Source organism: Campylobacter lanienae NCTC 13004 (assembly GCF_002139935.1).
GTDB lineage: Bacteria > Campylobacterota > Campylobacteria > Campylobacterales > Campylobacteraceae > Campylobacter > Campylobacter lanienae.
This window is the reverse complement of record NZ_CP015578.1, coordinates 956644-981228: the sequence shown is the minus strand read 5'-3', so window position 1 is coordinate 981228 and position 24585 is coordinate 956644. Positions and strand designations below refer to the sequence as shown.

The window sequence follows — 24585 nt, the reverse complement described above, 5'->3', positions numbered from 1 at the left end:
ACAAGGGGAATTAGCTCAGCTGGGAGAGCGCCTGCTTTGCACGCAGGAGGTCAGCGGTTCGATCCCGCTATTCTCCACCATAGTTTAAATTTAAAAGATAGCAATAATATAAATTTATTAATCAAAGTCTAATCAGAGAGTTTATTTTAAACTTTCTGATTAGACTTTAGTCTAAAGTTACTTAAATTACCATTGTTAAAAGTCACAATCAAGTTTTAATATTTAAAACAATTTTACAGGACTTGTTAGAGCTTTGAATTTAGTTTAATTTCAAATATTCTATATCAAACACTGTTATCCCAATAATATAAAAGATATAGTTTATAAATATTAACTTCACAAGCTATTAAGCTTTAAAACTTACTTAATAGTAGTTAATACTTTCCGTCTTATTAAATTTAAATTCAAATATTATAAATCTAATAGCCATATCTTTAATAAAAGAAAAGAGTAGTAAAAAATCTAGTAAAATCTAGTAAAAATCTTCTTTATATTTTAAGATTAGCTATCTATTTTTATCTTTAACAAGGAAGTGATGCGAATTAGAATATCAATAATCTAATTAAAAAAAGGTAAGCTACTAAGAGCAAATGGTGGATGCCTTGGCTAGTAGAGGCGATGAAAGACGTGCCAGGCTGCGATAAGTCTCGGGGAGCCGTCAAGGGGCTTTGATCCGGGAATTTCTGAATGGGGCAACCCAGTATATAGTGATATATACTACCGCAATGCGGAGCGAACGTTGGGAATTGAAACATCTTAGTACCAACAGGAAAAGAAATCAAACGAGATTACGCTAGTAGCGGCGAGCGAAAGCGTAAGAGGGCAAACCACTAGCTTGCTAGTGGGGTTGTAGGACTGCAATATAGACTTAAACAATCTAATAGAATAAGTTGGAAAGCTTAAGCATAGAGGGTGATACTCCCGTATATGAAAGTGCGTTTATACTTAGCAGTATCCTGAGTAGGGCGGGACACGTGTAATCCTGTCTGAAGCTGGGTAGACCACTATCCAACCCTAAATACTACTACTAGACCGATAGTGCACAAGTACCGTGAGGGAAAGGTGAAAAGAACTGAGGTGATCAGAGTGAAATAGAACCTGAAACCATTTGCTTACAATCATTCAGAGCCCTATGATTTATCAGGGTGATGGACTGCCTTTTGCATAATGAGCCTGCGAGTTGTGGTGTCTGGCGAGGTTAAGGAAACCCGGAGCCGTAGCGAAAGCGAGTCTTAATAGGGCGTATAGTCAGATGCTGCAGACCCGAAACGATGTGATCTATCCATGAGCAGGTTGAAACTGGTGTAAGAGCCAGTGGAGGACCGAACAGACGGCCGTTGAAAAGGCTCCTGATGACTTGTGGATAGGGGTGAAAGGCCAATCAAACATCGTGATAGCTGGTTCTCTCCGAAATATATTTAGGTATAGCGTTGTGTAGTAACTTTGTGAGGTAGAGCACTGAATGGGCTAGGGCATACACCAATGTACCAAACCCTATCAAACTCCGAATGCGCAAAGTGTAATCACAGCAGTCAGGCGGCGAGTGATAAAATCCGTCGTCGAGAGGGGAACAACCCAGACTAACAGCTAAGGTCCCTAAATCTCATTTAAGTGGAAAACGATGTGGAGTTACTGAAACAACCAGGAGGTTGGCTTAGAAGCAGCCATCCTTTAAAGAAAGCGTAATAGCTCACTGGTCTAGTGATTCTGCGCGGAAAATATAACGGGGCTAAAATGAGTACCGAAGCTTTAGACTTGCACTTAATTCTGATTATAAATTTGGCTATGAGCTTTTAAGTTATATTTCTCATAATTTAATTGTACTCATATAAATTAAATTATGAGAAAATAGTTTAGCTAAAATAATTAGAAGTAGTTAGAATTAAGTGCAAGTGGTAGGAGAGCGTTCTATTCAGCGTTGAAGGTATACCGGTAAGGAGTGCTGGAGCGGATAGAAGTGAGCATGCAGGCATGAGTAGCGATAAAAGGGGTGAGAATCCCCTTCGCCGTAAACCCAAGGTTTCCTACGCGATGCTCGTCATCGTAGGGTTAGTCGGGTCCTAAGCAAAGTCCGAAAGGGGTATGCGATGGAAAATTGGTTAATATTCCAATACCAATTATTATGTGCGATGGAAGGACGCTTAAAGTTAATGGAGCTAGCGGATGGAAGTGCTAGTCTAAGGGCGTAGGTTGAGTTATAGGCAAATCCGTAACTCTCTATCCGAGACCTCAAAGGCTCTTGACGCTCTTCGGAGTAGATGGAGAATCCATGATACTATCGAGCCAAGAAAAGTTTCTAAGTTTAGTAATAATTGCCCGTACCGTAAACCGACACAGGTGGGTGGGATGAGTATTCTAAGGCGCGTGGAAGAACTCTCTTTAAGGAACTCTGCAAAATAGCACCGTATCTTCGGTATAAGGTGTGCCTAACTTTGTATTAAGATTTACTCCTAAAGCATTGAAGGTTACAACAAAGAGTCCCTCCCGACTGTTTACCATAAACACAGCACTCTGCTAACTCGTAAGAGGATGTATAGGGTGTGACGCCTGCCCGGTGCTCGAAGGTTAATTGATGGGGTTAGCATTAGCGAAGCTCTTGATCGAAGCCCGAGTAAACGGCGGCCGTAACTATAACGGTCCTAAGGTAGCGAAATTCCTTGTCGGTTAAATACCGACCTGCATGAATGGCGTAACGAGATGGGAGCTGTCTCAAAGAGGGATCCAGTGAAATTGTAGTGGAGGTGAAAATTCCTCCTACCCGCGGCAAGACGGAGAGACCCCGTGGACCTTTACTACAGCTTGACACTGCTATTTGGATAAAGATGCGCAGGATAGGTGGGAGGCTTTGATCCATAGACTCTGGTTTATGGTGAGCCATTGTTGAGATACCACTCTTCTTTATTTGGGTAGCTAACTAGCCTAAGTTATCCTTAGGTAGGACAATGTCTGGTGGGTAGTTTGACTGGGGCGGTCGCCTCCCAAAGTGTAACGGAGGCTTACAAAGGTTGGCTCAGAACGGTTGGAAATCGTTCGTAGAGTATAAAGGCATAAGCCAGCTTAACTGCGAGACGTACATGTCAAGCAGAGACGAAAGTCGGTCTTAGTGATCCGGTGGTTCTGTGTGGAAGGGCCATCGCTCAAAGGATAAAAGGTACCCCGGGGATAACAGGCTGATCTCCCCCAAGAGCTCACATCGACGGGGAGGTTTGGCACCTCGATGTCGGCTCATCGCATCCTGGGGCTGGAGCAGGTCCCAAGGGTATGGCTGTTCGCCATTTAAAGCGGTACGCGAGCTGGGTTCAGAACGTCGTGAGACAGTTCGGTCCCTATCTGCCGTGGGCGTAAGAAGATTGAGGAGAGTTGACCCTAGTACGAGAGGACCGGGTTGAACCAGCCACTGGTGTATCAGTTGTTCTGCCAAGAGCATCGCTGAGTAGCTAAGCTGGGATGTGATAAGAGCTGAAAGCATCTAAGCTCGAAGCCAACTCCAAGATGAATCTTCTTTTAAGAGCTCTAGTAGACTACTAGTTTGATAGGCTGGGTGTGTAATGGATGAGAGTCCTTTAGCTGACCAGTACTAATAGCTCGTTTGCTTATCTTATAAGCATCACTTCCTTGTTAAGGATAAAATATAATCCTTTTAGGTTTTTAGAATATTTTTAGATATTAAACTTAGTGATTTTTAGCTTTAATACTCTAAGCAGTGTTAAATAAGATATCATCTTTTCTGATATGATATTTTATTTAACACTGCTCGTGGCTATACATGATTAGGAAACGCCTTGCTCCATCTCGAACCAAGAAGCTAAGCTTTTCATGGCCGATGATACTCTCCCTTACTGGGATGCTGGAAAAGTAGGTTGCTGCGAGCTTTGTTAAAATCTTTTTAATATTCTTTCTTTTTATCTCTTAATCCTCTTTTATGGAATTATTTATAGATTAATCTTTTTAAATTGTTAAACTATTTATGATTACTGTAGTTTTAAAAGATTTTTTATATTTATTTATATTTATTTATATTTATTTATATTTATTTATATTTATTTATATTTATTTATATTTATTTATATTTATTTATATTCCCAGATTTAATGTTTGTATGCTTTTGAATATATCTTTATTATCTTTATTATCTTTATTATCTTTATTATCTTTATTATCTTTATTATCTTTATTATCTTTATTATCTTTATTATCTTTATTATCTGCCCCAGGCTTTTGAATTTTTAACTTTATACTCTTAATAGGAGATTTGGTTATAAATAATTAATGTTATGATATGATATGATATGATATGATATGATAGGGTGTTTAATATACCATTATGAAACTTTATAATAGCTCTATTTTTATTAGTGATTTAGGTATAGATATATGAAATTGGTATGTTATTAAATAGTTTTTTTATGTTTATTTTTTTAAATTAATATATTGTAATTACTTTTATTTGTGTTATTATTTATCTTTTTATTAAAATTTCTTTATTTGCCTCGCTTATCTAAGTTATTTAAATTTTAATATTAGCAATCAAATAACTTTTTTATTTATCATAGAGTTATTTTATTATTGATTTAAAAAAGATATGTGTATCTACTAAGTAATTTTATAAATTTTAATTTTAGCTTAAATATATTAGATTTTATAATTGAGCTGTAGGTGGCGTATGAAAAATTAAAGAAAAAAAGGATTAAAAAGAATTTATAATTGTAATATAATTAAATTTTTGAGGTTGTGAGGGATTTTTGGTTGATTTGGGGAGATTGCGATTTAAAAAAGAGATAGAGTACTGAAAAAGAGTAGTGGAATGTGTGATGATTATTTTTTGTGTTTTTTTTGGGGGGGGGTGTTGGTTTGTGATGGTAGTTAAACTTACATTACTTGTAAAATGATTTTTATTAAAACTTAAAAGAGCTTTAAGAAAAATCATTTTTAGAATAATAGAAATTTAAATTTCTCTCATATTTCAAAAAATTTAAATCCATAAAAAAGAAATATAAATTTAAAATTCAAATTTCTAAAAAATTTCGGGTAAAGAATTGGGGCGCCCCGCTTGCGGGGCTTTAGTTTGATTAAACTTTTCTAAAGTTTATTGCAAAGACTAGCTTTGCTAGTCTGCGAAGTAAAATCTGCGCCCAGCGCAGCAACTTTGAAAGGCTTTTACAGGGGGTTAGGGGTTGTTAAGGGGTAAGCCAAGGTGTTGCTATCCTTCGTAGCGTCGCAAACGATGATTTACATCGTTTTTGCTGTTACGCTACTCATCTGCCAAAAAAGCGCTTTTTATTTTTACCTACTTTTAACGCACGAACAAAGTCCGTGCTAAAGTAGCAAACACTAAAGTCCCCATAAATGGGGTACCCCTTCCCACTTAAAAAAGAAAAGAAAAATTTAAATTTCTCTCATATTTCAAAAAATTTAAATCCATAAAAAAGAAATATAAATTTAAAATTCAAATTTCTAAAAAATTTCGGGCAAAGAATTGGGGCGCCCCGCTTGCGGGGCTTTAGTTTGATTAAACTTTTCTAAAGTTTATTGCAAAGACTAGCTTTGCTAGTCTGCGAAGTAAAATCTGCGCCCAGCGCAGCAACTTTGAAAGGCTTTTACAGGGGGTTAGGGGTTGTTAAGGGGTAAGCCAAGGTGTTGCTATCCTTCGTAGCGTCGCAAACGATGATTTACATCGTTTTTGCTGTTACGCTACTCATCTGCCAAAAAAGCGCTTTTTATTTTTACCTACTTTTAACGCACGAACAAAGTCCGTGCTAAAGTAGCAAACACTAAAGTCCCCATAAATGGGGTACCCCTTCCCACTTAAAAAAGAAAAGAAAAATTTAAATTTCTCTCATATTTCAAAAAATTTAAATCCATAAAAAAGAAATATAAATTTAAAATTCAAATTTCTAAAAAATTTCGGGCAAAGAATTGGGGCGCCCCGCTTGCGGGGCTTTAGTTTGATTAAACTTTTCTAAAGTTTATCGCAAAGACTAGCTTTGCTAGTTTGCGAAGTAAAAGATAATTTAATTTAAGTGGGAAGGGGAGCGCTTTTTTGGCAGCCGCTACCCCTTCCCCCTTAACAACCCCTAACCCCCTGGAAAAGCCTTTCAATGGGTGGCTTCGCCACGGATTTTATAGGGGTAGTTCATTTTTACTTCGCAGCTGAGCTAAGCCCAGCTTTACGACATGGAGTTACACTCCCTTGACCCACCTAAAGCCCCGCAAGCGGGGTACCCCATTTATGGGACTTTAGTGCGGGGTCAAAAGGATGGTGCTTTCCGCAAACGGCGACTTGTTGCCGTGCGAAGTAAAAAAATTTAAATTATTGTAACAATCTTAAAATATTTTGTTGGACGGCGTTGGCTTGGCTCATGGCGTAGCTACCACTTTGAGCTAGGATATTGAATTTAGAGAAATTCGCACTCTCACTAGCAAAATCCACATCCCTTATCTGACTTTCAGCTGATTTGACATTGACTTGGGTAACTGTGATGTTATTGATAGTTGCTACTAATTGGTTTTGGACTGAGCCTAGATCTGCTCTTAGTTTATCCAAAGTTTTTCTAGCTGATTCTGCTACATCCACCATAGCTTGAGCACCACCATAGGTATTTACCCCACCGGCTTGATCTACTTGCTGACCTGCATCAGAAGCTCCGCCATTGAAAAATCCCATTGCTTTAGCTATCGTGGCACTAATTGTTCCAGCATTCATATATTTTAAATTTACACTAGCTTGATTGTAGGCATTTGAAGCTACAGAAGCCTTGCTTATTGCTGCGTTTGAACTAAATACTGTAGAAGCAACAGTCGACATACCATTTAAGCCTATTTTAATATCCCTAGCATCTTGGCGGACAAAAGTTAATTGACCTAAATAAATTACGCCACCTGTACTAAATGCGGTTTCTTTACCACCTGCATTACTTAATCCACCAGCGGAATTTGTATCTACTGTTATAGCTCTACCATCTTTAGCTGCTAAGACTAGTCTTCCGTTATCTAAACTAGCTTCTACGCCTGTTTCATCCTTTTTAGCATTGATCGCTGCGATTAAGGTATTATCGCTATCATTTGCTTTAAATGTTACATTTCCGATTGTAACACCATTGATTTTTAAATCATTAATTGTACCACCAGCTATTGCCGCGGACATAACTTGAGTATTATTTACATTTACTTTTACACCAGTTTTATCACTTACACCATTCATCATTTCAGCTACAGCTTTGTAACCTTCTGATTTTAGAGTATCCGCATCTATAGCTTGAAATTCATAGCCATTAGGATAACCATCAACACCACTGAGTTTTATTGTCAAAGTATCGCCAGTTGAGATTAGCGACACCACAGATACATAAGTATTCAAAGTAGTCTCAAACCTCGTATGCCCTATAGTATTTGAATTTGTAGCCCCTATACTTACCTTAGCAGTTTCATTGCTATAAGCACCTATTTGGAAGTTTTTATTACTAAAGTTACCATTTAGTAGTTGTTGTCCATTAAAGCTTGTAGTAGTAGCTATCATATCTAGCTCTTCAAGAAGTCTGCTAATATCATTTTGAAGGGCTCTTCTAGAATCACTATTTTGACCATCTTGAGCTGCTTGGATAGCTTTGGTTTTAATAGTATCTAGTATTTTAATCTGTTCATCCATAGCTTTATCAGCTGTTTGAACTATACCTATTGCGTCATTACCATTAGATATAGCTTGACCTAATGAGTTGGCTTGGCTTTTTAGTGAGTCAGCAATAACTAAGCCAGAAGCATCATCAGCTGCTGTTTGAATTCTAAGGCCTGAACTAAGGCGACCAAGTGAGCTACTAAGTGCTCTATCTGTGATTTGTGAGTTAGCATGAGCATTCATCGCTGCTATGTTAGTGTTGATTCTAAAACTCATATTTTATCCTTATTAAAAGATTTAAGCTTAATCCTTTGCTTAAGCATATTTCATTATATCGCACGAAAGATTAAAATATTAATATGGGGGGGGGAATTCACTAAATTTTTTAAAAAATTTAAAAATTTTTATATAAATTTACCTTTTTGGCTTAAATATCACTTAAATTAATTATATTTTAATGGTTAGTTGTAAGTAATATAATGGTAAAAAATTAAAGAAAAATGGATTAAAATGAATTTGTAATGAGAATGTAATTAAATTTGAGAAAATTTGAATTTTATTGGTTTTTATAGATTTGTATAGTGAAGAAATTTATTTTTAAATCTATTTTGAGATTTTAATAAAAATCATTTTTAGAATAATAGAAATTTAAATATTCTTTATTTAAGCTTTAAATTTTTGCTAATATTTTTAATTTATGAAATATTATGTGAATTTGGTAATTTAAATTTATTTTTTAGTTGTTTGTGAGTTTAAATATTAGAGAAATTTTGACTTTGCTAGAGCTAAAGTCTGTATTTGTGATGAAGTTGATAAAATTTAAAATATTAAAGATATTTCTTTTTTAAGTGGGAAGGGGAGTGCTTTTTTGGCAGATGAGTGGCGTAACAGCAAAAACGATGTAAATCATCGTTTGCGACGCTACGAAAGATAGCAACACCTTGGCTTCCCCCTTAACAACCCCTAACCCCCTGTAAAAGCCTTTCAATGGGTGGCTTACACCACGGATTTTTATAGGGGTACCCCGCTTGCGGGGCTTTAGTGTTTGCTACTTTAGGCGTGGCTTTGCTACGCTGCTAAAAGTAGGTAAAAATAAAAAGCGCTTTTTTGGCAGTTGAGTAGCGTAACAGCAAAAACGATGTAAATCATCCTTTGCGACGCTACGAAGGATAGCAACACCTTAGCTTCGCTTTTAACAACCCCTAACCCCCTGTAAAAGCCTTCTATTTCTAACTTCGCAGGTTAGCAAAGCCGACCTTTGCGATGAATGGCTACGCCCTTTCTAAAGCTTTGCTTTCTCTTTGAGAAAACCCCTAAAGCCCCGCAAGTGGGGTATCCTATTGCTGCGCTTCGCACAGATTTATACCATTTTTATTAAAACTCTTCGAGCTTTAATAAAAATGATTTTATGGATAATGGGAATTTAAATATTCTTTATTTAAGCTTTAAATTTTGCTATCGACATAGTCGCTCATAACTGGTGTTAAGCCGGCATTTTTGATAGCGATTTTCATTTGATTGACATCTCTATTATCGCTTATTTCAAATTGTCCATCGCCCTTGCTTTCATCATCTTTGCCACCGTGTTCGCCGATAGCTACGCTTACTCCGGCTGAGACTTTAGTAACGCCAAGAGCTATGGCATGATCTCTAAAATACGCACTCTCACGGCTACTAAGCGTTATATTGGCGTATGGTAAAAACAGCCTATAAGCAGCGATCACTTGTAATAAGGCTCGTTCGGTTACATCTCGTGGGTTTATCTTGTTATTATTGATAATCGGTCTTAGGCGTGGGACGGAGATGGAAATTTCTGCGTGAGGATATTTGGCTTGGATTAAGGATGCATGAAGAGCGGTTGCCATAGCATCTTTGCGCCAGTCATCGATCCCAAGAAGCGCCGCAAATGCCACGCCACGCATACCGCCTATTAATGCTCTTTCTTGAGCGTTAAATCTATATGGAAAGACTCTTTTGTTGCCGTATAGATGAATTTTGCCATATTTTATAGGGTTATAAGTCTCTTGAAAAACGGTTACAAAATCTACGCCATTATCATGTAAAATAGCGTATTCATCACTATTTAATGGATAAATTTCAACGCCAACTATATCAAAATATTTTTTAGCTAATCTACAAGCGTTTGCGATATAATTTAGCGGTGTTTTGGTTTGGGATTCGCCTGTTAGGATGAGTATCTCTTTTAATCCGGTTTTAGCGATATTTTCTAGCTCTTTGATGATATCATTTTCGTCTAATTGCGCTCTTTTGATATCATTACCCACTTTAAATCCGCAATAAACGCAGTTATTATCGCAGTGATTGGCTATGTATTGCGGGGTGAAAAGATAGATATTTTTACCGAAATATCGCTCTTTGGTGGCTTTGGATTTGGCTACTATCTCTTCAAGAAAATTATCAGCTACTGGGCTTAAAAGGGCTTGAAGATCTGTTAAATTTAGATTATCTTTATCTAAGGCTTTTTGGACATCAAAGGCACTGAATTTATCAAAATCCACATTTTGGCGTTCATTTAAAACCCTTAGCATTATATCGCTTTTGATCTGCTCTTGCGATGGTAGATAATCCATTGGGTCTGTTTTTTGTATGAATTTCATCTATTGTCCTAAAAATCCAGTTAGTGGCGAGCTAGCTTGAGCGGTATTTATAACTCTACCAAATTTAGCTAGATAGGCGTCTCTACCGGCTATAACGGCGTTTTTAAAGGCTCTTGCCATGGCTTTGATATCACCAGCTGTGGCAATAGCGGTATTTACCATCACAGCAGCGCAACCCATCTCCATAGCCTCACATGCTTGGCTAGGGCGACCGATACCGGCATCTACGATGATTGGTAGGTCTATTTCATCTATTAAAATTTGGATTATATCTTTATTGCTTAGGCCTTTATTTGATCCGATTGGTGCGGCTAAGGGCATGATGGCTGCTGCGCCGGCGTTTGCCATATCTCTAGCAGCGACTAGGTCTGGCATCATATAAGCAAGTGGGATAAAGCCATCACTAGCTAAAAGCTCAACGGCTTTTAATGTTTGATAGTTATCAGGTAGTAGGAATTTGCTATCTCTAATTACTTCTATTTTTATCATATCGCCACAGCCAAGCTCTCTACCTAAACGGGCGATTCTAAGGGCTTCACTAGCGTCTCTAGCACCACTTGTGTTTGGTAGTAGGGTGATATTTTGGGGGATAAATTTGGTTATGCTTATATCGCTATCTTTATTTACTCTGCGGATTGCTAGGGTGATGATTTGAGCGTTTGCTTCTTCTATACAAGCGGTGATTAGCTCGGGGTCAAATTTGCCACTTCCCATAATAAATCTAGAATCAAATAGCCTTCCGCCTAAATTTAGTTTATCCATTATCTTTTACTCGCTTTATTAAAATATCTAAAATTTGATTTGCTTGTTTCATAGCACAGATACCGACCCTTGGAGCCATAAGGCCATTTCCTATGCTTGCAGCACTTTTTAAATCTCCGCAGATATAGAGGTTTTTGGCCATTTGGATTGTTTTGATATCATCGCTTCTACCATATCCTGCCATACCGCTTGCGGCGACTATAATTTTGTTTTTGAGATTGTTTATAAGCATAGCTTTGGCTTTAGGATTATCAAAGCATTCAGCCACTATATCGTAGTTTTGAAATACTAAATTTATATTGTTTTCATCTAGTTTTACGGTCTCTATCTCTACGCTTACAAATGGATTAATTTTGGCGATTATATCTGCTAGGGCTTGGGTTTTGTATTTGCCAAGGTCATCTATGAAGTATTGTTGGCGATTTAAATTTGATGGATCTACGGTATCGAAATCAACTAATTTTAAAGAGCTTACCCCAACTCTAGCTAAGGCTATAGCCACGCTACTACCAAGGCCGCCAAGCCCAGCTATACCGACTTTAGCACTATCAAGAGCGATATTTACCTCAGGGCTATTTCTAGCTCTCATCATCTCTTTTAAGCACTCTTTTGGCGGAAGCTCGCCTTTGTTTATAAAAACTACGCTATCACCATCGCTTAGCTCTAAATCATCATTAGTAGCAAAGCCTTTATATATGGTAATCACGCTATCATCAAAGCCAAGCTCTGTTCGCAACTGAGAAAGTGTGTTGGAATTTACATTTTTTGTGATTGAATTTACTATTATCTGTTTCATAGGTGTGATTATAGCCAAAAAAGACAAAATAGCTATTAAATGCCTATTAAAATTTATAAAATTTAAACTAATGATTATAAAAATTTGGCTAGAATTCTCGCCTTATTATTGATTTAAGGCTAAAATTATGTTTGATTCTATATTTAGAGAGTATGATATAAGAGGAATTTACCAAAAAGATTTAAATGAGCAAAGTGTCAAAGCAATAGGAATATGCCTTGGCAATGTGATGAAAAGCCGTGGAGTAAAGAGTGTAAGCGTAGGATATGATGCTAGGGTTTCGGCTAGGGATTTATTTGGGTATTTAGTGAGTGGATTTAATGCGGCTGGGCTTGAGATTTATGATATTGGGATGTTGCCTACGCCGGTTGGATATTTTAGTGTTTTTACGGATAAATTTGATGCTAATGTGATGATAACTGGTAGCCATAATCCAAAGGAGTATAATGGATTTAAGATTACGATTAAAAAAGATAGCTATTTTGGTGATGATTTACAAGCTTTAAAAGATGCCGTTAATAAATTTATAGCTAGTGGTGGAGTGGTTGAAGATAATTTTAGTGCTATTAAATTTGATATTTTAAGCTCATATGTGGATTTTTATGCTAAGGAATTTTCGCATCTCAAAGGGCTAAAGACAAAGATTATTTGCGATGCGGGAAATGGTGTAGCGGGTATAACTCTAATGCCTATAGCTAAGGCGCTTGGGCTGGAGTTTAATGTGCTATACCCAGAGCCTGATGGAGAGTTTCCAAATCACCATCCAGATCCTAGTGAAGAGAAGAATATAAAAGAGCTAAAAGAGGCTTTGAAAAATGGCTATGATATTGGGTTTGGATTTGATGGGGATGCTGATAGGATAGCGGTTTTAACGCCAAAACGCACGATAAAAGGGGATGATTTAGCCTATTTATATGCTAAAAATATGAAAAATCCTAGGGTTTTAGGCGAGGTCAAATGTAGTCAAAATATGTATGATGAGATAGATAAAATCGGTAAAAGCTTCATGGGCAAAACCGGTCATAGCAATATCAAAAAAGCTATGAAAGAGCTAAATATTGATATGGCGGCTGAGGTGAGTGGGCATATATTTTTCAAAGAGAGATTTTTTGGTTTTGATGATGGTGTATATGCGATGATAAGGGTGCTTGAGCTAATAGCAAATGGATTTGATTTGGATGGGGAGTTAGATAAATTACCTAAGCTATATTCAACCGATGAGATGAAGATAAAAGCCGATGATGAGAGTAAATTTAAGATTATAGAGGCGTTAAAAATTGAGTTAAATAGAGCTAATAATGGGCTACCAAAGATAGTTGATATTATCGATATTGATGGGGTGAGAATTAAATTTGAAAATGGCTGGGGATTAGTAAGAGCGTCTAATACAACTCCTGTGATAGTCACTAGATTTGAAGCAAATTCAGAGCAAAATATGCTAGAAATTCAAAATGGCGTGATAGCTTTGGTAGATAAAATTATGGCTAATATCAATGCGTAGGGCTTTGTGTATTATAAGTGGCGGTATGGATAGCGCAGTAGCAGCTAGTATCGCTAAGAGTGAGGGCTATGAGATTGTGGGGTTACATTTTGATTACCATCAAAGAACAATGCTAAAAGAGCGTGAGTGCTTTGATAAAATTTGCGATGATTTAGGGGTTGTAGATAGAATCGTGATTAATGCTGATTTTATAGCTAGTGTTGGTGGGAATTCTCTCACTGATAAAAGCATTGAAATTCCAAAAAACTCACTAAATGATAAGGAGTTGCCAAATACCTATGTTGCCTTTAGAAATGGGATTTTTATCTCTATTGGTGCGAGTGTGGCTCAGGTGCGAAATTGCGAGGCTATATATATGGGACTAGTAGAGGCTGATAGTAGTGGCTATCCAGATTGTCGGCTTGAGTTTTTAAAAGCGATGAATAGAGCGGTGAATTTAGGTACTGGATGTGAGTTTGTCTTTAAAGCACCTTTAATTGGGTTATCAAAATCGCAAATAGTCTCTAAGGCCTATGAACTTGGTGTGAATCTAGCTAATACTTGGAGTTGCTATGAGAGCGGGGAGGCTGCTTGTGGGGAGTGCGATAGCTGTCTATTAAGACTAAAAGGGTTTAGAGATAGTGGCAAAATCGACCCTATAGAGTATAAAAAAATTAAATTTAAGGATTAAGATATGTATCGTTTTGCGCCATCGCCAACAGGTGATATGCATATTGGGAATTTGAGAGTTGCTATATTAAATTATATATCTTCACTTCAAGATAAGAGTGGCTTTATACTTCGTATAGAAGATACTGATAAAGAGAGAAATATAGAGGGCAAAGATAAAGAGATAATGGAGATTTTAAAGAAATTTGGGATTAAATGGGATACCCTTTATTATCAAAGCCAAAATCTTAAATTTCATCAAGAGTTTGGGGCTAAGCTTTTAATAGATAAGAAGGCTTTTTTGTGTTTTTGTGATGATGAGGCACTAGAAAAAAAGAGAGAAGAAGCCGCTAGAAATGGCGTAGCATATAGATATGATGGGAGTTGTGAAAACTTAAGCGATGAAGAGATTTTAAACAATCCACGCCCAGCGGCTTTGAGGCTAAAAGCACCTAAAACAACACAAAAATTCACAGACAAAATCAAAGGCGAGATAGTGTTTGAGCCTGAAAATATAGATAGCTTTGTGCTATTAAGAGCTGATAAAACTCCTACATATAACTTCGCTTGTGCGATTGATGATATGCTTGAGGGTGTAACTATGATAATTAGGGGAGAAGATCATGTAAGCAATACTCCAAAGCAAAATTTGATTAGAGAAGCCCTAGGATATACTCAAGAGATAAGCTACGCTCACTTGCCTATAATCCTAAATATGGATGGTAAAAAGATGAGCAAAAGGGATAATAGCTCTTCTGTTAGTTATCTTTTGGATAAGGGTTATATGCCTGAGGCGATAGCAAATTATCTAATATTAATAGGCAATAAAACGCCGTGTGAAATCTTTACTATTCAAGAGGCTGCTAGTTGGTTTGATATAAGCAATATTTCACGCTCGCCAGCTAAATTTAGCGAAGAAAAGCTCGCTCAAATCAATAGAGAGCATATCAAACTCGCTAGTGATGATAGACTAGTTGAGCTTGGATTTAGCTCGCCAGATTTAGCTAGATTCTATACTCAAGAAAGTAGCTTAATCCCTGAAATAATAGCCAAAATTGACGCTATTAACTCAGCCAAAATCATCCCACCACAATGGCAAAAAGAGGCTGATGAGATAAGAAAAGTTATCTTAAATATGCAAATTCCACATAGCTTTGATGAGCTTAAAATTGTGATATCTGATGAGACAAATTTAAAAGGCAAATCGCTATTTATGCCACTTAGATTGCTTTTAACGGGCGCTGAGCATGGCCCAGAACTTAAAGATCTATATCCATTGATAAGATCTGATATTAAGGAGATTGTAGCTAGATGACGCATTTTATTATTTCGGTAGTTGATATTTTGGATATGGTGATAAGGGCTTATATATTTGTCATTATCGCAGCGGCGCTTATAAGTTGGGTTAGACCTGATCCGTTTAATCCTATTGTCCAGTTGCTATATCGCCTTAGCGCCCCAGCGTATAATCTCATAAGAAAGCTTAGAATTCCAACGATCTTTGGTGGGATCGATATAGCGCCTATTATAATACTTCTTGGTTTGGAGTTTATAAGTAGATTTGTATTAGGATATATCCGTGCGTTGGCTTATCAAATTTAGTCTGTTTGTGATATTGTTAGCTTTTCCACTTTGGGCGGAGGTGCTAAGTTATGAGCAGTTAAAAGTAGCGCCAAAAGGTTTGGCAAAGGATTATTATATCTATAGATTTGCTACAGAAAATAGAGCTAATAAGGCTCAACTAAAAAATCTTAGAACTCAAATTTATCGCTATCAAGGGAGTATTAGAGAGTTTTTTGATAAGAAATTAGGCGTCATACAAAAAAGATTAGATGAGTGTGTCAAATATAATTTTAGCAATATTCATAAAGCAGATGCTACTTGCCAAAATACGCTTCTTAGTATTAAATTTCTAAAATCTCTAACCCCAGCTCAAAGGGCGGATTTGGCTAAGAGATTAAAGGATACAAAATCTAAATTTTATAATTTTGTCCAAGGATTTAGCAAGGATGACCCACTAGCATACTATATGAAGATAGGTGATACTATAGGGTATTTTAAATACTATTTTAGCGCTAAAAATAGAGATGAGTTTTTAAAGCGATATAAATTCACTCAAGCTTTAGTAGTAAATAGCCTTACGCATTGGCAGTTTAAATCAATCGTCCAAGATTCAATAATAGGTAAAAAAAATAATGAGCTTAGAAAAGGATGGCTAGATATAGATCCAAGCGTCCTTAATGGCGAGATAGCCTTTTTGTTTGGTTTAAATGCTATATTGTTTCATGAAGATGAAAAGGCGGTTAAATTTTTTGAAATAGCAGCTAAGAGATCTAAATTTGCTAGTAATATAGACAACGCAAATTTCTGGATATATCTAATCACAAAAGATAAAAATATATTAAAAACTATAGCTAATAGCGCTGATATCAATATTTATAGCCTTTATGCTAGGGAATTTAGCAGTAGCGAAAAGATCAAAATCGCAGTGCCTAATCCACCTACTAAAGAGTTATTAAAGTATGATTATACCGATCCATTTACTTGGCAAAGGACTAGAAATAAAGTAGCTAATATGCCTAATTCTGAGCTTATCTCTTATGCTTCGAGATTTTATACTCAAAGCACTCTTGGAGAGTATAGCTATATAATGGAGAAGGCTCACAACTACAAAATTCACTTCTATCCTATGCCATTTATGGAGCATATCGGTACTGATGATGTAAAGCGTCAAGCGTTGATTTTGGCTCTTGCTAGGCAAGAGAGTAGATTTGTCCCTAGTGCGATATCTACTTCATACGCTCTTGGGATGATGCAATTTATGCCGTTTTTGGCTAGAGATGTAGCGAGTAAGCTTGGGATTAGCGGATTTGATATTGATGATATGTTTAAGCCAGAAATTGCCTATAAATTTGCGAATTTCCATTTAGATTATTTAGAAAATTATCTATATAATCCGCTATTTATAGCATATGCTTATAATGGCGGGATCGGCTTTACTAAGCGTATGTTGCTTCGTGGGGATCTATTTAATCGTAAGAGTGAATATAGCAGATATGAGCCATTTTTGTCTATGGATTTGGTGCCATATGCTGAGAGTAGAATATATGGTAAAAAGGTTTTAGCAAACTATATAATCTATCTAGCGGCTTTAGGTCAAAGCACTAAGATATCGAGATTTTTAGATAATGTTTTGATACCTGAGTTGAGTGATAAATTTAGAGATAAGGTGAGTTTTTAGCTCACCTTATTTGGTATTCCAATATAGCGATCTAGCGACTTTTTGGAATTTTAAATTTGCTGTAGAGTTGTTATCTAAGGATATATTTAGATCTAATACATTTGTCTCTTGGGCTGTTAGGCTGACTTTATAGTGATTGCTCCAAGGCATATTTATCGATGTTAGGCTAGTTAATTTGTCATTTGGGCTTAGCTTTTGGATTAAGGCCGGGTGTGAGTTGATATTAATAGAAATTGGCGAGATATGAGTTGGATAGATAGATACTATAAAGATATCGCTACCTTCAAATTCAGTGACGAATTCGCCTTGATATATTGGATTTAGGTATGTAGCTACTAGCAAGATTCCATCTTTGTCATATTTTTGTGTATAAGCTAATAGCTCATTTTTAAGATTGGCTTGTGAGTGTAAAGAGCTTTTGCCCCAGCAACCAGCAAAAAGTATAGCTATAAAGATTAAAAATAGATTTTTCAATATTTTGCTCCTTTTTTGTCAAATTATACCATTTATATGTTTAATCTTTAAATTGTATTGTATTTATTTAATTAAAATATATTTTGAATTTATCTTATAATTTACTTTAAAAAATCAATAGTAATTTAAGTTGAATTTAGATATATTTAAATATTTTAAGTCTTAAAAATATAATAAATGGAGAGTAATATGGAAAATTTATATGATGTAATAGTCATAGGCGGTGGGCCATTTGGTATAGCTTCAGTCGTTGAGGCTAAAAGAGCGGGATTTGCTAATGTTTTGTTATTAGAAAAGGGTGATAATCACTCTCAAACTATACGCAAATTTTATAAAGATGGCAAAAGAGTAGATAAGGTCTATAAAGGCCTTGATAGCGAGACTAAAGGTAGCGTGGAGTTCTTTGATGGGACTAAAGAAAGCACGCTAAATTACTTTGATAAATTGCTAGATGAAGGCCAGATTGAAGCTATATTTAATGCTGAGGTTGAAGGGGTTAAGCCTTATGGCGATAATCTATTAGTAAGCACAGCAAAAGGGGTGTTTAAAGCTAAAAATGTAATGGTAGGAATCGGCAGAATGGGCAAACCAAATAAGCCAGAATATAAAATTCCACCATCACTAATCCAAGTTGTAAATTATAATCTAAATAATTGTAATTGCGGTGAGAAGATCATCGTAGTAGGTGGGGGAAATTCAGCGGCTGAGTATGCGGTGGATCTGAGTGGCTGTAATGAAGTAACGCTAAATTACAGAAGATCTACATTTACAAGATTAAATGATATAAATTTAGCCGCTGTAGAAGATAGCGTTAAAAATGGCAAATTAACCTTAAAATTAGGCGTTGATATCACAGGGATAGAAAATGACAATGGCAAGGTATCTGTAAATTACAGCGATGGCAGTGTCGAAATATATGATAGAATCATCTACGCAATTGGCGGCTCAACTCCGGTTGATTTTTTACAAAAATGTGGCATAGAGCTTGATAGTGATACTAAGCCTATTGTAGATGAGAATTTACAAACAAATGTTAAAGGGCTATTTGTCGGTGGTGATATCGCTAGTAAAAATGGTGCTAGTATAGTCTCAGCACTCAATCATGCGCATAAAATTATCAATTATATAGTAAATAACAAGGCGTAATTGTGGTTAAAATTTGGTATTTGTTGTTTGGTGCGTTGCTAATTGGTTGTAGCGATGATAGGGTAGTTAGCTTTGATGATTTGAATTCTAGCGAAAGAGATAAATATATCTTAAAATCAAAATATGAAGCTTTGTGGGACTACTTTTCGTGGCTAGAAATTCGTGGCAATGATATCCAAAGTGATATACTACAAATACCAAATGACCCAGAGATGATTAAGCAAAATTTAGAAATCGCCATAAATGATAATAGGGTGTTGCTTAGTGATAATGCCCAGCTAATTAGGCAAAATTTGGAATTAGCCAAAGAGATAGAGAGCCAAAAAATAGCCCTATTAAATGCTGACAAAAATGCCCAAAACGCATACAACGAAGCGATCAAATCATCACAAGAGCAACATTATGAAAATGTATCAGAGCTAACTAAAAAGATCAATGAACTCCAAGTAGATAGCGTAGAGAGTATCAAAAGATATGAACAAAAGATAGTTGATTTAGAAAATAATATCGATAAATTAAAAGGCGAGCTAGAAAGATCTAAAATTTCAGCTCAAGAGCAGATCAAAAATAGCGCTATAAAAGAGAGAGAAGAGAATTTAGCTCTACAAAATAGCAATAAAAAATTAAATGATGAGATAAATGCCCTAAAAGCTCAAAATTCTAAATCCAACACCGAGCTAAATAAGAGTATCATTGCTAAAGATAAAGAGATTGAGTCTTTAAAAAGTCAGATAAATAGCAAAAGCGATGAGCTAAATAGGCTTATGCACTCCCAAACAGCAGCTCTAATAGAGCTACAAAATCAAAATGCCAAAGCAGTAGATGAGCTAAAATCCGAGCTTGATAGACAAAGAAATGAGTATTTTGCTGAGATAAATGACAAAAATGATCAGATAAAAAAGCTAAATTTAACTATAAAAAATTTGAATAATCAAAGAGATGAAGAGCTAAAAAATATTGAAAATCAAATTTCAAATAACTACAAAAAAACTCAAGAGGCAAAAGAAAAAAAGCTAAAAAATGAGTATGAAAATAGCCTAAAAGATCTAAATATGATAGTAGCTGGGCTAAATGCTAAGCTAATCAATCAAGAAATAGAGCATAAAAAAGAGATTAAATCCAAAGAAAAAGAGTATCAAGACTCTATCTTGGATTTAAGAAAAAGAGTTGAATTTAACGCTATTGATGCTAATAAAAGCATACAAAAAATTAATAATTTAGAAAAAATTTCAAGAGATAAAGATATAGAGATAAAAGAGCTAAAATCTCAAATTCTAAGCCTAAAAAGCGATATGAATAATAGCAAAAAATTGGCTAATTATGAGCTATTAAACTCCAAAATCACAGACTTAGAGATCAAAAATCGTGAGCTAAACTCAAAGATATTCACCATAATCCAAAGCGCCAAAGATAAAATAGAATCAACCCAAAAAACCTACATAAAAGAGCTAGAAAACCAAAAAAAATATTATGAAGAGATGATAAAAAATATCAAAACTCAAGAGATTAATAGAGATAGCAATGGGTGAGCTTGAGCTTTATCAGCTTGAAAATGGGTATAGATATAATAGCGATACTCTCTTTTTGTATGATTTTATCACGGATAGGATTAGGGGTGAGATTTTAGATGTTGGGTGCGGATGTGGGGTTTTGGGTCTTTTGGTGGCTCGTGATAATGGTGTAAGATTGAATGGGATTGATATTGAACCATTAAATATAGAGATTAGCAAGCATAATTCTAGAGTAAATAGTATTTTGGGGAATTTTATGATTGGGGATTTTGCTGAGTTTAGAAGTGAAATTAAATTTGATTTTATCATCTCTAATCCACCATTTTACCACTCAAATGTGATTAAGAGTCCAAACTCTCATATAGCAAAATCTAGATACTCAAATTCGCTTAGCTTAGAGCAGTTTTTGGCTAGTTGTAATCGCAATTTAAAGCCAAAAGGGGTTTTGTATTTTTGTTATGATGCGAAACAGATTAGAGATATTTTGGTTTTGTTTGATAAATTTAAGCTTAATTTAACTAAGATGAAATTTGTATATCCTAAAATCAATCAAAATGCTAAAATTGTATTGATAGAGGCCAAAAAGAGTAGTAAATCTATGTGCGAGATTTTACCACCTTTGGTGGTTTTTGATAAAGATGAATTTAGCATAGAGACAAAAGAGATTTTTAAAAGAGCAAATACTTTAAGTAAGGTTTATAAGTGATAAGGCAAGATGGGTTTAATTATGAGTTTGACTCTAGCAAATGCGATGAGTGCGGTGGAAAGTGCTGTGTTGGCGAGAGTGGGTATATATGGATTAGTGAAGATGAGATTAGAAGTTTGGGTGAGTATTTGGGGTATAAAACTGAGCTGATTAAAGAGATATTTTTAGATAAATTTGGCAATAGATATAGTATCAAAGAAAAGCCATATAAGGGCGGTTTTGCTTGTATATTTTTCGATGAGAAAAATAAGAATTGCTCAATATATGAGTATAGGCCAAATCAGTGTAGAAGCTTTCCATTTTGGGAACATTTTAAGAGAAATTTTAAAGAGCTGGAGAGAGAATGTATTGGCGTAAAGCAGTTGTAGCTTTGAGCTTTTTCTTATGTGGCTGTGGCGGTATGGTTCAAAATTTAAGCCCGGTGAGTGATGTTAAATTTGATAGTGATTTAGAGATAATCAATGCCTATTTAATGGTAGAAGATGGCGAGGTTGCTAAGGCTAGTGAGATATTTTATACCCTTTATCAAAAGAGTGCTAATAGCGCCTTTTTAAATGAAGCTGCAAAGCTAGCTCTAATCTCAAGGTCAAATTCGCTTTATAAAATAATAGGCGAGTTAAAAGGCGATGAAAATGAGATTATAAGATTAAAGATAGATTATGCTCTATCGATTTATGAGCTTGAAGAGGCCAAAAAACTGGCTTTAAAACTAATAAAAATGGATAAAAGTAGCCAAAATTATATATTGTTAGCTAGTATATATGCCTTTGAAGATAACCAAAAAAAATCAATCGAGCTATATAAAAAAGCCTATGAGATAGACCAAAGCGAAGATAATATGATACGAGTCGCTACTATATTTAATAACTTTTTAGGCGATAGCAAGAGTGCGATTAGTATAGCAAATGATTGGGTTTTGAAAAATGGTTGTGCTAATAAGGCTTGTTATCTGTTGTTGGATTTATACTCAAATTTGGCTGATTTTGATAATATGATTAGGATATATGAGAAATTATATTTAGAAAATGAATCTACTCAATACCTAGTTAGCGCCCTTGATGTGTTGTTTTATAAAGAGGATTATAAGGGGGCTAGGGAGCTACTTAAAAAATATGATTTTAATGATGATTTACTAGCTCAAGTCTATATCCAGCTTGGTGAGTATAAGGAGGCTTATGATATTAGTTTAAGGCTATTTGAGCTTACAAAAAATATAGAGTATAAAGCCAAAATGGCGATATATAAGTATGAATTTAGCAAAACAAAAGAGATAGATCTTATCATTAAATTATTTGAAGAGTCTGTTTATAAGCTTGAAAATCCTGTCTTTTATAACTATTATGGTTATTTGCTAATTGACCATGATATCGATATTGCTAAGGGGTTAGAGCTTGTATTAAAAGCTTATGAGATAGATCCTAAATCAGCTTATATCATAGACTCAATAGCTTGGGGATATTATAAGCTTAAAAAGTGCGATATGGCTATTGATTGGATAGAAAAAATCGGCGCAGAGTATTTGAAGCAGGATGAATTCAAATCTCATTATAATAAGATTACAAAGTGTATAAAAGGCAAAAAATGATATTAAATAAGATTATTGATAGAACCAAATTTGATCTTGAGAAGCAAAAACAGAAGCTACCATTTAATATATTACAAAAAGCCCTAAGCTACTCACGCAGCCCACTTGATCCGCTTAAAAGCCTTAAAGATGGGATAAATATCATAGCTGAAGTTAAAAAGGCAAGTCCTAGCAAGGGAGTTATAAGGGATGATTTTGATCCACTGCAAATAGCTTTGGAGTATGAAAGAGCCGGAGCGTGGGCGATAAGTGTTTTATGTGAGCCACACTATTTTTTAGGTAGTATTGAGTATTTGGGATTGGTGCGTAGATTTGTGAATTTGCCTTTGCTTAGAAAGGATTTTATCATAGATAGATATCAGATTGCTCAAGCTAGAATTTATGGTGCGGATATGATTTTGCTAATTGCGAAGGCCTTAGATACAAAGAGCTTAATAGAGTTATCAAATTATGCTAATGAGTTAAATTTAACCGTATTAATGGAAATTCACGATGAAGAAGATTTAGAAAAAGCTTTACAAACTAATGCTAAACTTATAGGGATAAATCATAGAAATTTAAAAACCTTTGATATGGATATGGAGCTTAGCTTAAAATTAAAAGAGCTTATACCATCAGATAGAGTGGTGGTAGCTGAGAGTGGATTATACTCATATAATCAGATTTTGAGCTTAAATCAAAATGGCATTAGGGGATTTTTGATAGGTGAGCATTTTATGCGTCAAGATGATATATACCAAGCGGTAATGGATATAAGGGGTGTTAAATGATAGATGAGTTTGCGCCGTGGAGAGCGGAGTATTTTTCTAGGCCAAAGGATTGTGAATGTGTCTTTTGTAAGATTGCTAATGAGAATAGAGATAGTGAGAATTTTATGCTATTTAGGGCTAAAAATTGCTTTGGTTTGATGAATAGATATCCATATACCTTGGGCGAATTTATGGTAATTCCATATGAGCATATAGATAGTATTGAGAGTTTAGATACTCAAATTTGGTTAGAGATGAGTCAAATAGTCCAAATCGGTGTAGATGTATTAAAGAGAGTTTTAAATGCTAATGGAGTCAATATCGGTATGAATTTAGGCGCAGCAGCTGGCGCTGGGATAGCTGAGCATATACACTATCATCTTGTCCCAAGATGGCAAAGAGATACAAATTTCATTACAACTATAGGATATACTAGAGTTCATGGAGTTCCGTTTATGGAGCAATTTAAGAGCTTAAAAGATGAATTTCAAAGGCTAAGTTGTGAAAATACTATTTTCGCCAAGTGAGAGCAAAAAGCCAACACTAAATCCGCTTAAATCGGCTTTGATAGCTATAAATTGTGATAGAGATGAAATTTTAAATAGATATTATGAAATTTTAAATAGCAAAGATGAGAGAGCTTTAAGCGAGATTTTTGGGATTAAAGAGTCTAAAGAGATTGATAAAATAGCGAATTTATCAGCCCAAAATCTCTATCACAAGGCTGTGCTTTTGTATGATGGCGTGGCGTATGATGCTTTGGATTATCCAAGTTTAGATGAAAAATCAGCTAGATATATTGATGAGAATTTATTGATATTTTCTAATCTTTATGGGGTGTTAAGGGCTGGGGATTATGTTAGATTTTATAAGCTTAAACAAGGTCAAATGATAGGTGATATAGATAGTGTGAAGTATTATAAAACTAGGCTTAATACCGCTTTAGATGAGTTATTGGGTGGCGATGAGATATTAGATCTTAGGGCTGGATATTATGATAAATTCTACTCTATTAAATCCCCATATACAACTATGAAATTCCTAAAAAATGGTAGAGCTATCAGCCACTTTGCTAAGCATTATCGGGGGATTATTTTGCGTTATTTGGCGTTAAATGGGGCTAAGAGTTTTGATGAGTTGATGGAGATTAAATTTCCAAATTTAAATTTATTAAATATTATAAAGACAAAATTAAAAATCGAGTTAATTTTTGAAATTAATGGTGATTAAGATTAA

18 protein-coding genes, 1 tRNA gene and 2 rRNA genes are annotated in these 24585 nt (G+C 35.3%); 16 read left to right on the top strand and 5 right to left on the bottom strand.

The genetic code is table 11. The features are described from left to right. The first annotated feature begins 4 nt into the window (after positions 1 to 4). From CLAN_RS04995 to rrf, 3 genes are all read left to right on the top strand, one after another. Positions 5 to 80 (top strand) — tRNA-Ala (locus tag CLAN_RS04995). 490 nt (positions 81 to 570) lie between these two features. Further along, positions 571 to 3601, top strand: a 23S ribosomal RNA gene (locus tag CLAN_RS04990). Between the two features lie 151 nt (positions 3602 to 3752). Next, a 5S ribosomal RNA gene (gene rrf / locus CLAN_RS04985) occupies positions 3753 to 3872 on the top strand. A gap of 2438 nt (positions 3873 to 6310) precedes the next feature. Here the strand turns inward: rrf and CLAN_RS04980 are convergent. The 4 genes from CLAN_RS04980 to thiF form a co-directional block, all read right to left on the bottom strand. Then, positions 6311 to 7888 carry a flagellin B gene (locus CLAN_RS04980; RefSeq protein WP_100590736.1) on the bottom strand — a complete coding sequence of 526 codons (1578 nt, stop codon included), beginning with the start codon at positions 7886 to 7888 and terminating at the stop codon, positions 6311 to 6313. 1169 nt (positions 7889 to 9057) lie between these two features. Beyond that, positions 9058 to 10230 carry a 2-iminoacetate synthase ThiH gene (gene thiH / locus CLAN_RS04975; protein ID WP_100590735.1) on the bottom strand — a complete coding sequence of 391 codons (1173 nt, stop codon included), beginning with the start codon at positions 10228 to 10230 and terminating at the stop codon, positions 9058 to 9060. Further along, complete coding sequence (locus CLAN_RS04970) at positions 10231 to 10992, bottom strand: thiazole synthase (RefSeq protein WP_086227187.1); 762 nt, start codon at positions 10990 to 10992, stop codon at positions 10231 to 10233. It lies immediately after the preceding gene. After that, positions 10985 to 11788, bottom strand: coding sequence for a sulfur carrier protein ThiS adenylyltransferase ThiF (thiF, locus tag CLAN_RS04965; protein WP_100591053.1), 804 nt, complete (start codon positions 11786 to 11788; stop codon positions 10985 to 10987). Before thiF ends, CLAN_RS04970 begins: the two co-directional genes overlap by 8 nt. A 127-nt stretch (positions 11789 to 11915) precedes the next feature. Between thiF and CLAN_RS04960 the strand changes: the two genes are divergently transcribed. The 5 genes from CLAN_RS04960 to CLAN_RS04940 are packed head-to-tail and all read left to right on the top strand — an operon-like array spanning position 11916 to position 17178. Beyond that, positions 11916 to 13289: a phosphomannomutase/phosphoglucomutase gene (locus tag CLAN_RS04960; protein WP_086287012.1), complete on the top strand. Its 1374-nt coding sequence runs from the start codon at positions 11916 to 11918 to the stop codon at positions 13287 to 13289. Then, positions 13282 to 13959: a 7-cyano-7-deazaguanine synthase QueC gene (queC, locus tag CLAN_RS04955; protein ID WP_086235220.1), complete on the top strand. Its 678-nt coding sequence runs from the start codon at positions 13282 to 13284 to the stop codon at positions 13957 to 13959. The genes CLAN_RS04960 and queC overlap by 8 nt, the downstream gene beginning before the upstream one ends. Positions 13960 to 13962: 3 nt before the next feature. Beyond that, positions 13963 to 15252 (top strand): glutamate--tRNA ligase, encoded by a 1290-nt coding sequence (gene gltX, locus CLAN_RS04950; RefSeq protein ID WP_100590734.1) that lies wholly within the window; start codon positions 13963 to 13965, stop codon positions 15250 to 15252. Further along, complete coding sequence (locus tag CLAN_RS04945) at positions 15249 to 15539, top strand: YggT family protein (RefSeq protein WP_086245646.1); 291 nt, start codon at positions 15249 to 15251, stop codon at positions 15537 to 15539. The genes gltX and CLAN_RS04945 overlap by 4 nt, the downstream gene beginning before the upstream one ends. Continuing rightward, on the top strand, positions 15517 to 17178 hold the full coding sequence (locus CLAN_RS04940; RefSeq protein ID WP_096017312.1) for a lytic transglycosylase domain-containing protein: 1662 nt from the start codon (positions 15517 to 15519) through the stop codon (positions 17176 to 17178). The genes CLAN_RS04945 and CLAN_RS04940 overlap by 23 nt, the downstream gene beginning before the upstream one ends. Before the next feature lie 6 nt (positions 17179 to 17184). Here CLAN_RS04940 and CLAN_RS04935 read toward each other — a convergent pair whose 3' ends face one another. Beyond that, positions 17185 to 17652 (bottom strand): hypothetical protein, encoded by a 468-nt coding sequence (locus CLAN_RS04935; RefSeq protein WP_096020577.1) that lies wholly within the window; start codon positions 17650 to 17652, stop codon positions 17185 to 17187. A gap of 189 nt (positions 17653 to 17841) precedes the next feature. Here CLAN_RS04935 and CLAN_RS04930 point away from each other — a divergent pair, with 189 nt between their 5' ends. Genes CLAN_RS04930 through CLAN_RS04895 form a run of 8 tightly spaced genes read left to right on the top strand, consistent with a single transcriptional unit; the run spans position 17842 to position 24579 of the window. After that, complete coding sequence (locus tag CLAN_RS04930) at positions 17842 to 18798, top strand: NAD(P)-binding domain-containing protein (protein WP_096027181.1); 957 nt, start codon at positions 17842 to 17844, stop codon at positions 18796 to 18798. A gap of 2 nt (positions 18799 to 18800) precedes the next feature. Further along, positions 18801 to 20327, top strand: coding sequence for a coiled-coil domain-containing protein (locus CLAN_RS04925; protein WP_100590733.1), 1527 nt, complete (start codon positions 18801 to 18803; stop codon positions 20325 to 20327). Beyond that, positions 20320 to 21015 (top strand): tRNA1(Val) (adenine(37)-N6)-methyltransferase, encoded by a 696-nt coding sequence (locus CLAN_RS04920; protein ID WP_096013108.1) that lies wholly within the window; start codon positions 20320 to 20322, stop codon positions 21013 to 21015. The genes CLAN_RS04925 and CLAN_RS04920 overlap by 8 nt, the downstream gene beginning before the upstream one ends. Then, complete coding sequence (locus CLAN_RS04915) at positions 21015 to 21383, top strand: YkgJ family cysteine cluster protein (protein WP_096013662.1); 369 nt, start codon at positions 21015 to 21017, stop codon at positions 21381 to 21383. The genes CLAN_RS04920 and CLAN_RS04915 overlap by 1 nt, the downstream gene beginning before the upstream one ends. After that, entirely contained in the window at positions 21359 to 22600 is a 1242-nt protein-coding gene (locus tag CLAN_RS04910; RefSeq protein WP_100590732.1) for a tetratricopeptide repeat protein, read from the top strand. The genes CLAN_RS04915 and CLAN_RS04910 overlap by 25 nt, the downstream gene beginning before the upstream one ends. Then, a complete protein-coding gene (gene trpC, locus CLAN_RS04905) occupies positions 22597 to 23370 on the top strand; it encodes an indole-3-glycerol phosphate synthase TrpC (protein WP_086242789.1) in 774 nt (257 codons plus the stop codon). The genes CLAN_RS04910 and trpC overlap by 4 nt, the downstream gene beginning before the upstream one ends. Then, positions 23367 to 23876 carry an HIT family protein gene (locus CLAN_RS04900; RefSeq protein ID WP_086295864.1) on the top strand — a complete coding sequence of 170 codons (510 nt, stop codon included), beginning with the start codon at positions 23367 to 23369 and terminating at the stop codon, positions 23874 to 23876. Before trpC ends, CLAN_RS04900 begins: the two co-directional genes overlap by 4 nt. Then, positions 23851 to 24579 (top strand): YaaA family protein, encoded by a 729-nt coding sequence (locus CLAN_RS04895; RefSeq protein WP_096027184.1) that lies wholly within the window; start codon positions 23851 to 23853, stop codon positions 24577 to 24579. Before CLAN_RS04900 ends, CLAN_RS04895 begins: the two co-directional genes overlap by 26 nt. The last annotated feature ends 6 nt before the right edge of the window (positions 24580 to 24585 follow it).

Excerpts from the sequence above, each read along its gene's own strand:
- CLAN_RS04980 (WP_100590736.1), bottom strand. The coding sequence starts at position 7,888 with ATGAGTTTTAGAATCAACACTAACATAGCAGCGATGAATGCTCATGCT.
- thiH (WP_100590735.1), bottom strand. The coding sequence starts at position 10,230 with ATGAAATTCATACAAAAAACAGACCCAATGGATTATCTACCATCGCAA.
- CLAN_RS04970 (WP_086227187.1), bottom strand. The coding sequence starts at position 10,992 with ATGGATAAACTAAATTTAGGCGGAAGGCTATTTGATTCTAGATTTATT.
- thiF (WP_100591053.1), bottom strand. The coding sequence starts at position 11,788 with ATGAAACAGATAATAGTAAATTCAATCACAAAAAATGTAAATTCCAAC.
- CLAN_RS04960 (WP_086287012.1), top strand. The coding sequence starts at position 11,916 with ATGTTTGATTCTATATTTAGAGAGTATGATATAAGAGGAATTTACCAA.
- queC (WP_086235220.1), top strand. The coding sequence starts at position 13,282 with ATGCGTAGGGCTTTGTGTATTATAAGTGGCGGTATGGATAGCGCAGTA.
- gltX (WP_100590734.1), top strand. The coding sequence starts at position 13,963 with ATGTATCGTTTTGCGCCATCGCCAACAGGTGATATGCATATTGGGAAT.
- CLAN_RS04945 (WP_086245646.1), top strand. The coding sequence starts at position 15,249 with ATGACGCATTTTATTATTTCGGTAGTTGATATTTTGGATATGGTGATA.
- CLAN_RS04930 (WP_096027181.1), top strand. The coding sequence starts at position 17,842 with ATGGAAAATTTATATGATGTAATAGTCATAGGCGGTGGGCCATTTGGT.
- CLAN_RS04920 (WP_096013108.1), top strand. The coding sequence starts at position 20,320 with ATGGGTGAGCTTGAGCTTTATCAGCTTGAAAATGGGTATAGATATAAT.
- CLAN_RS04910 (WP_100590732.1), top strand. The coding sequence starts at position 21,359 with ATGTATTGGCGTAAAGCAGTTGTAGCTTTGAGCTTTTTCTTATGTGGC.
- trpC (WP_086242789.1), top strand. The coding sequence starts at position 22,597 with ATGATATTAAATAAGATTATTGATAGAACCAAATTTGATCTTGAGAAG.
- CLAN_RS04900 (WP_086295864.1), top strand. The coding sequence starts at position 23,367 with ATGATAGATGAGTTTGCGCCGTGGAGAGCGGAGTATTTTTCTAGGCCA.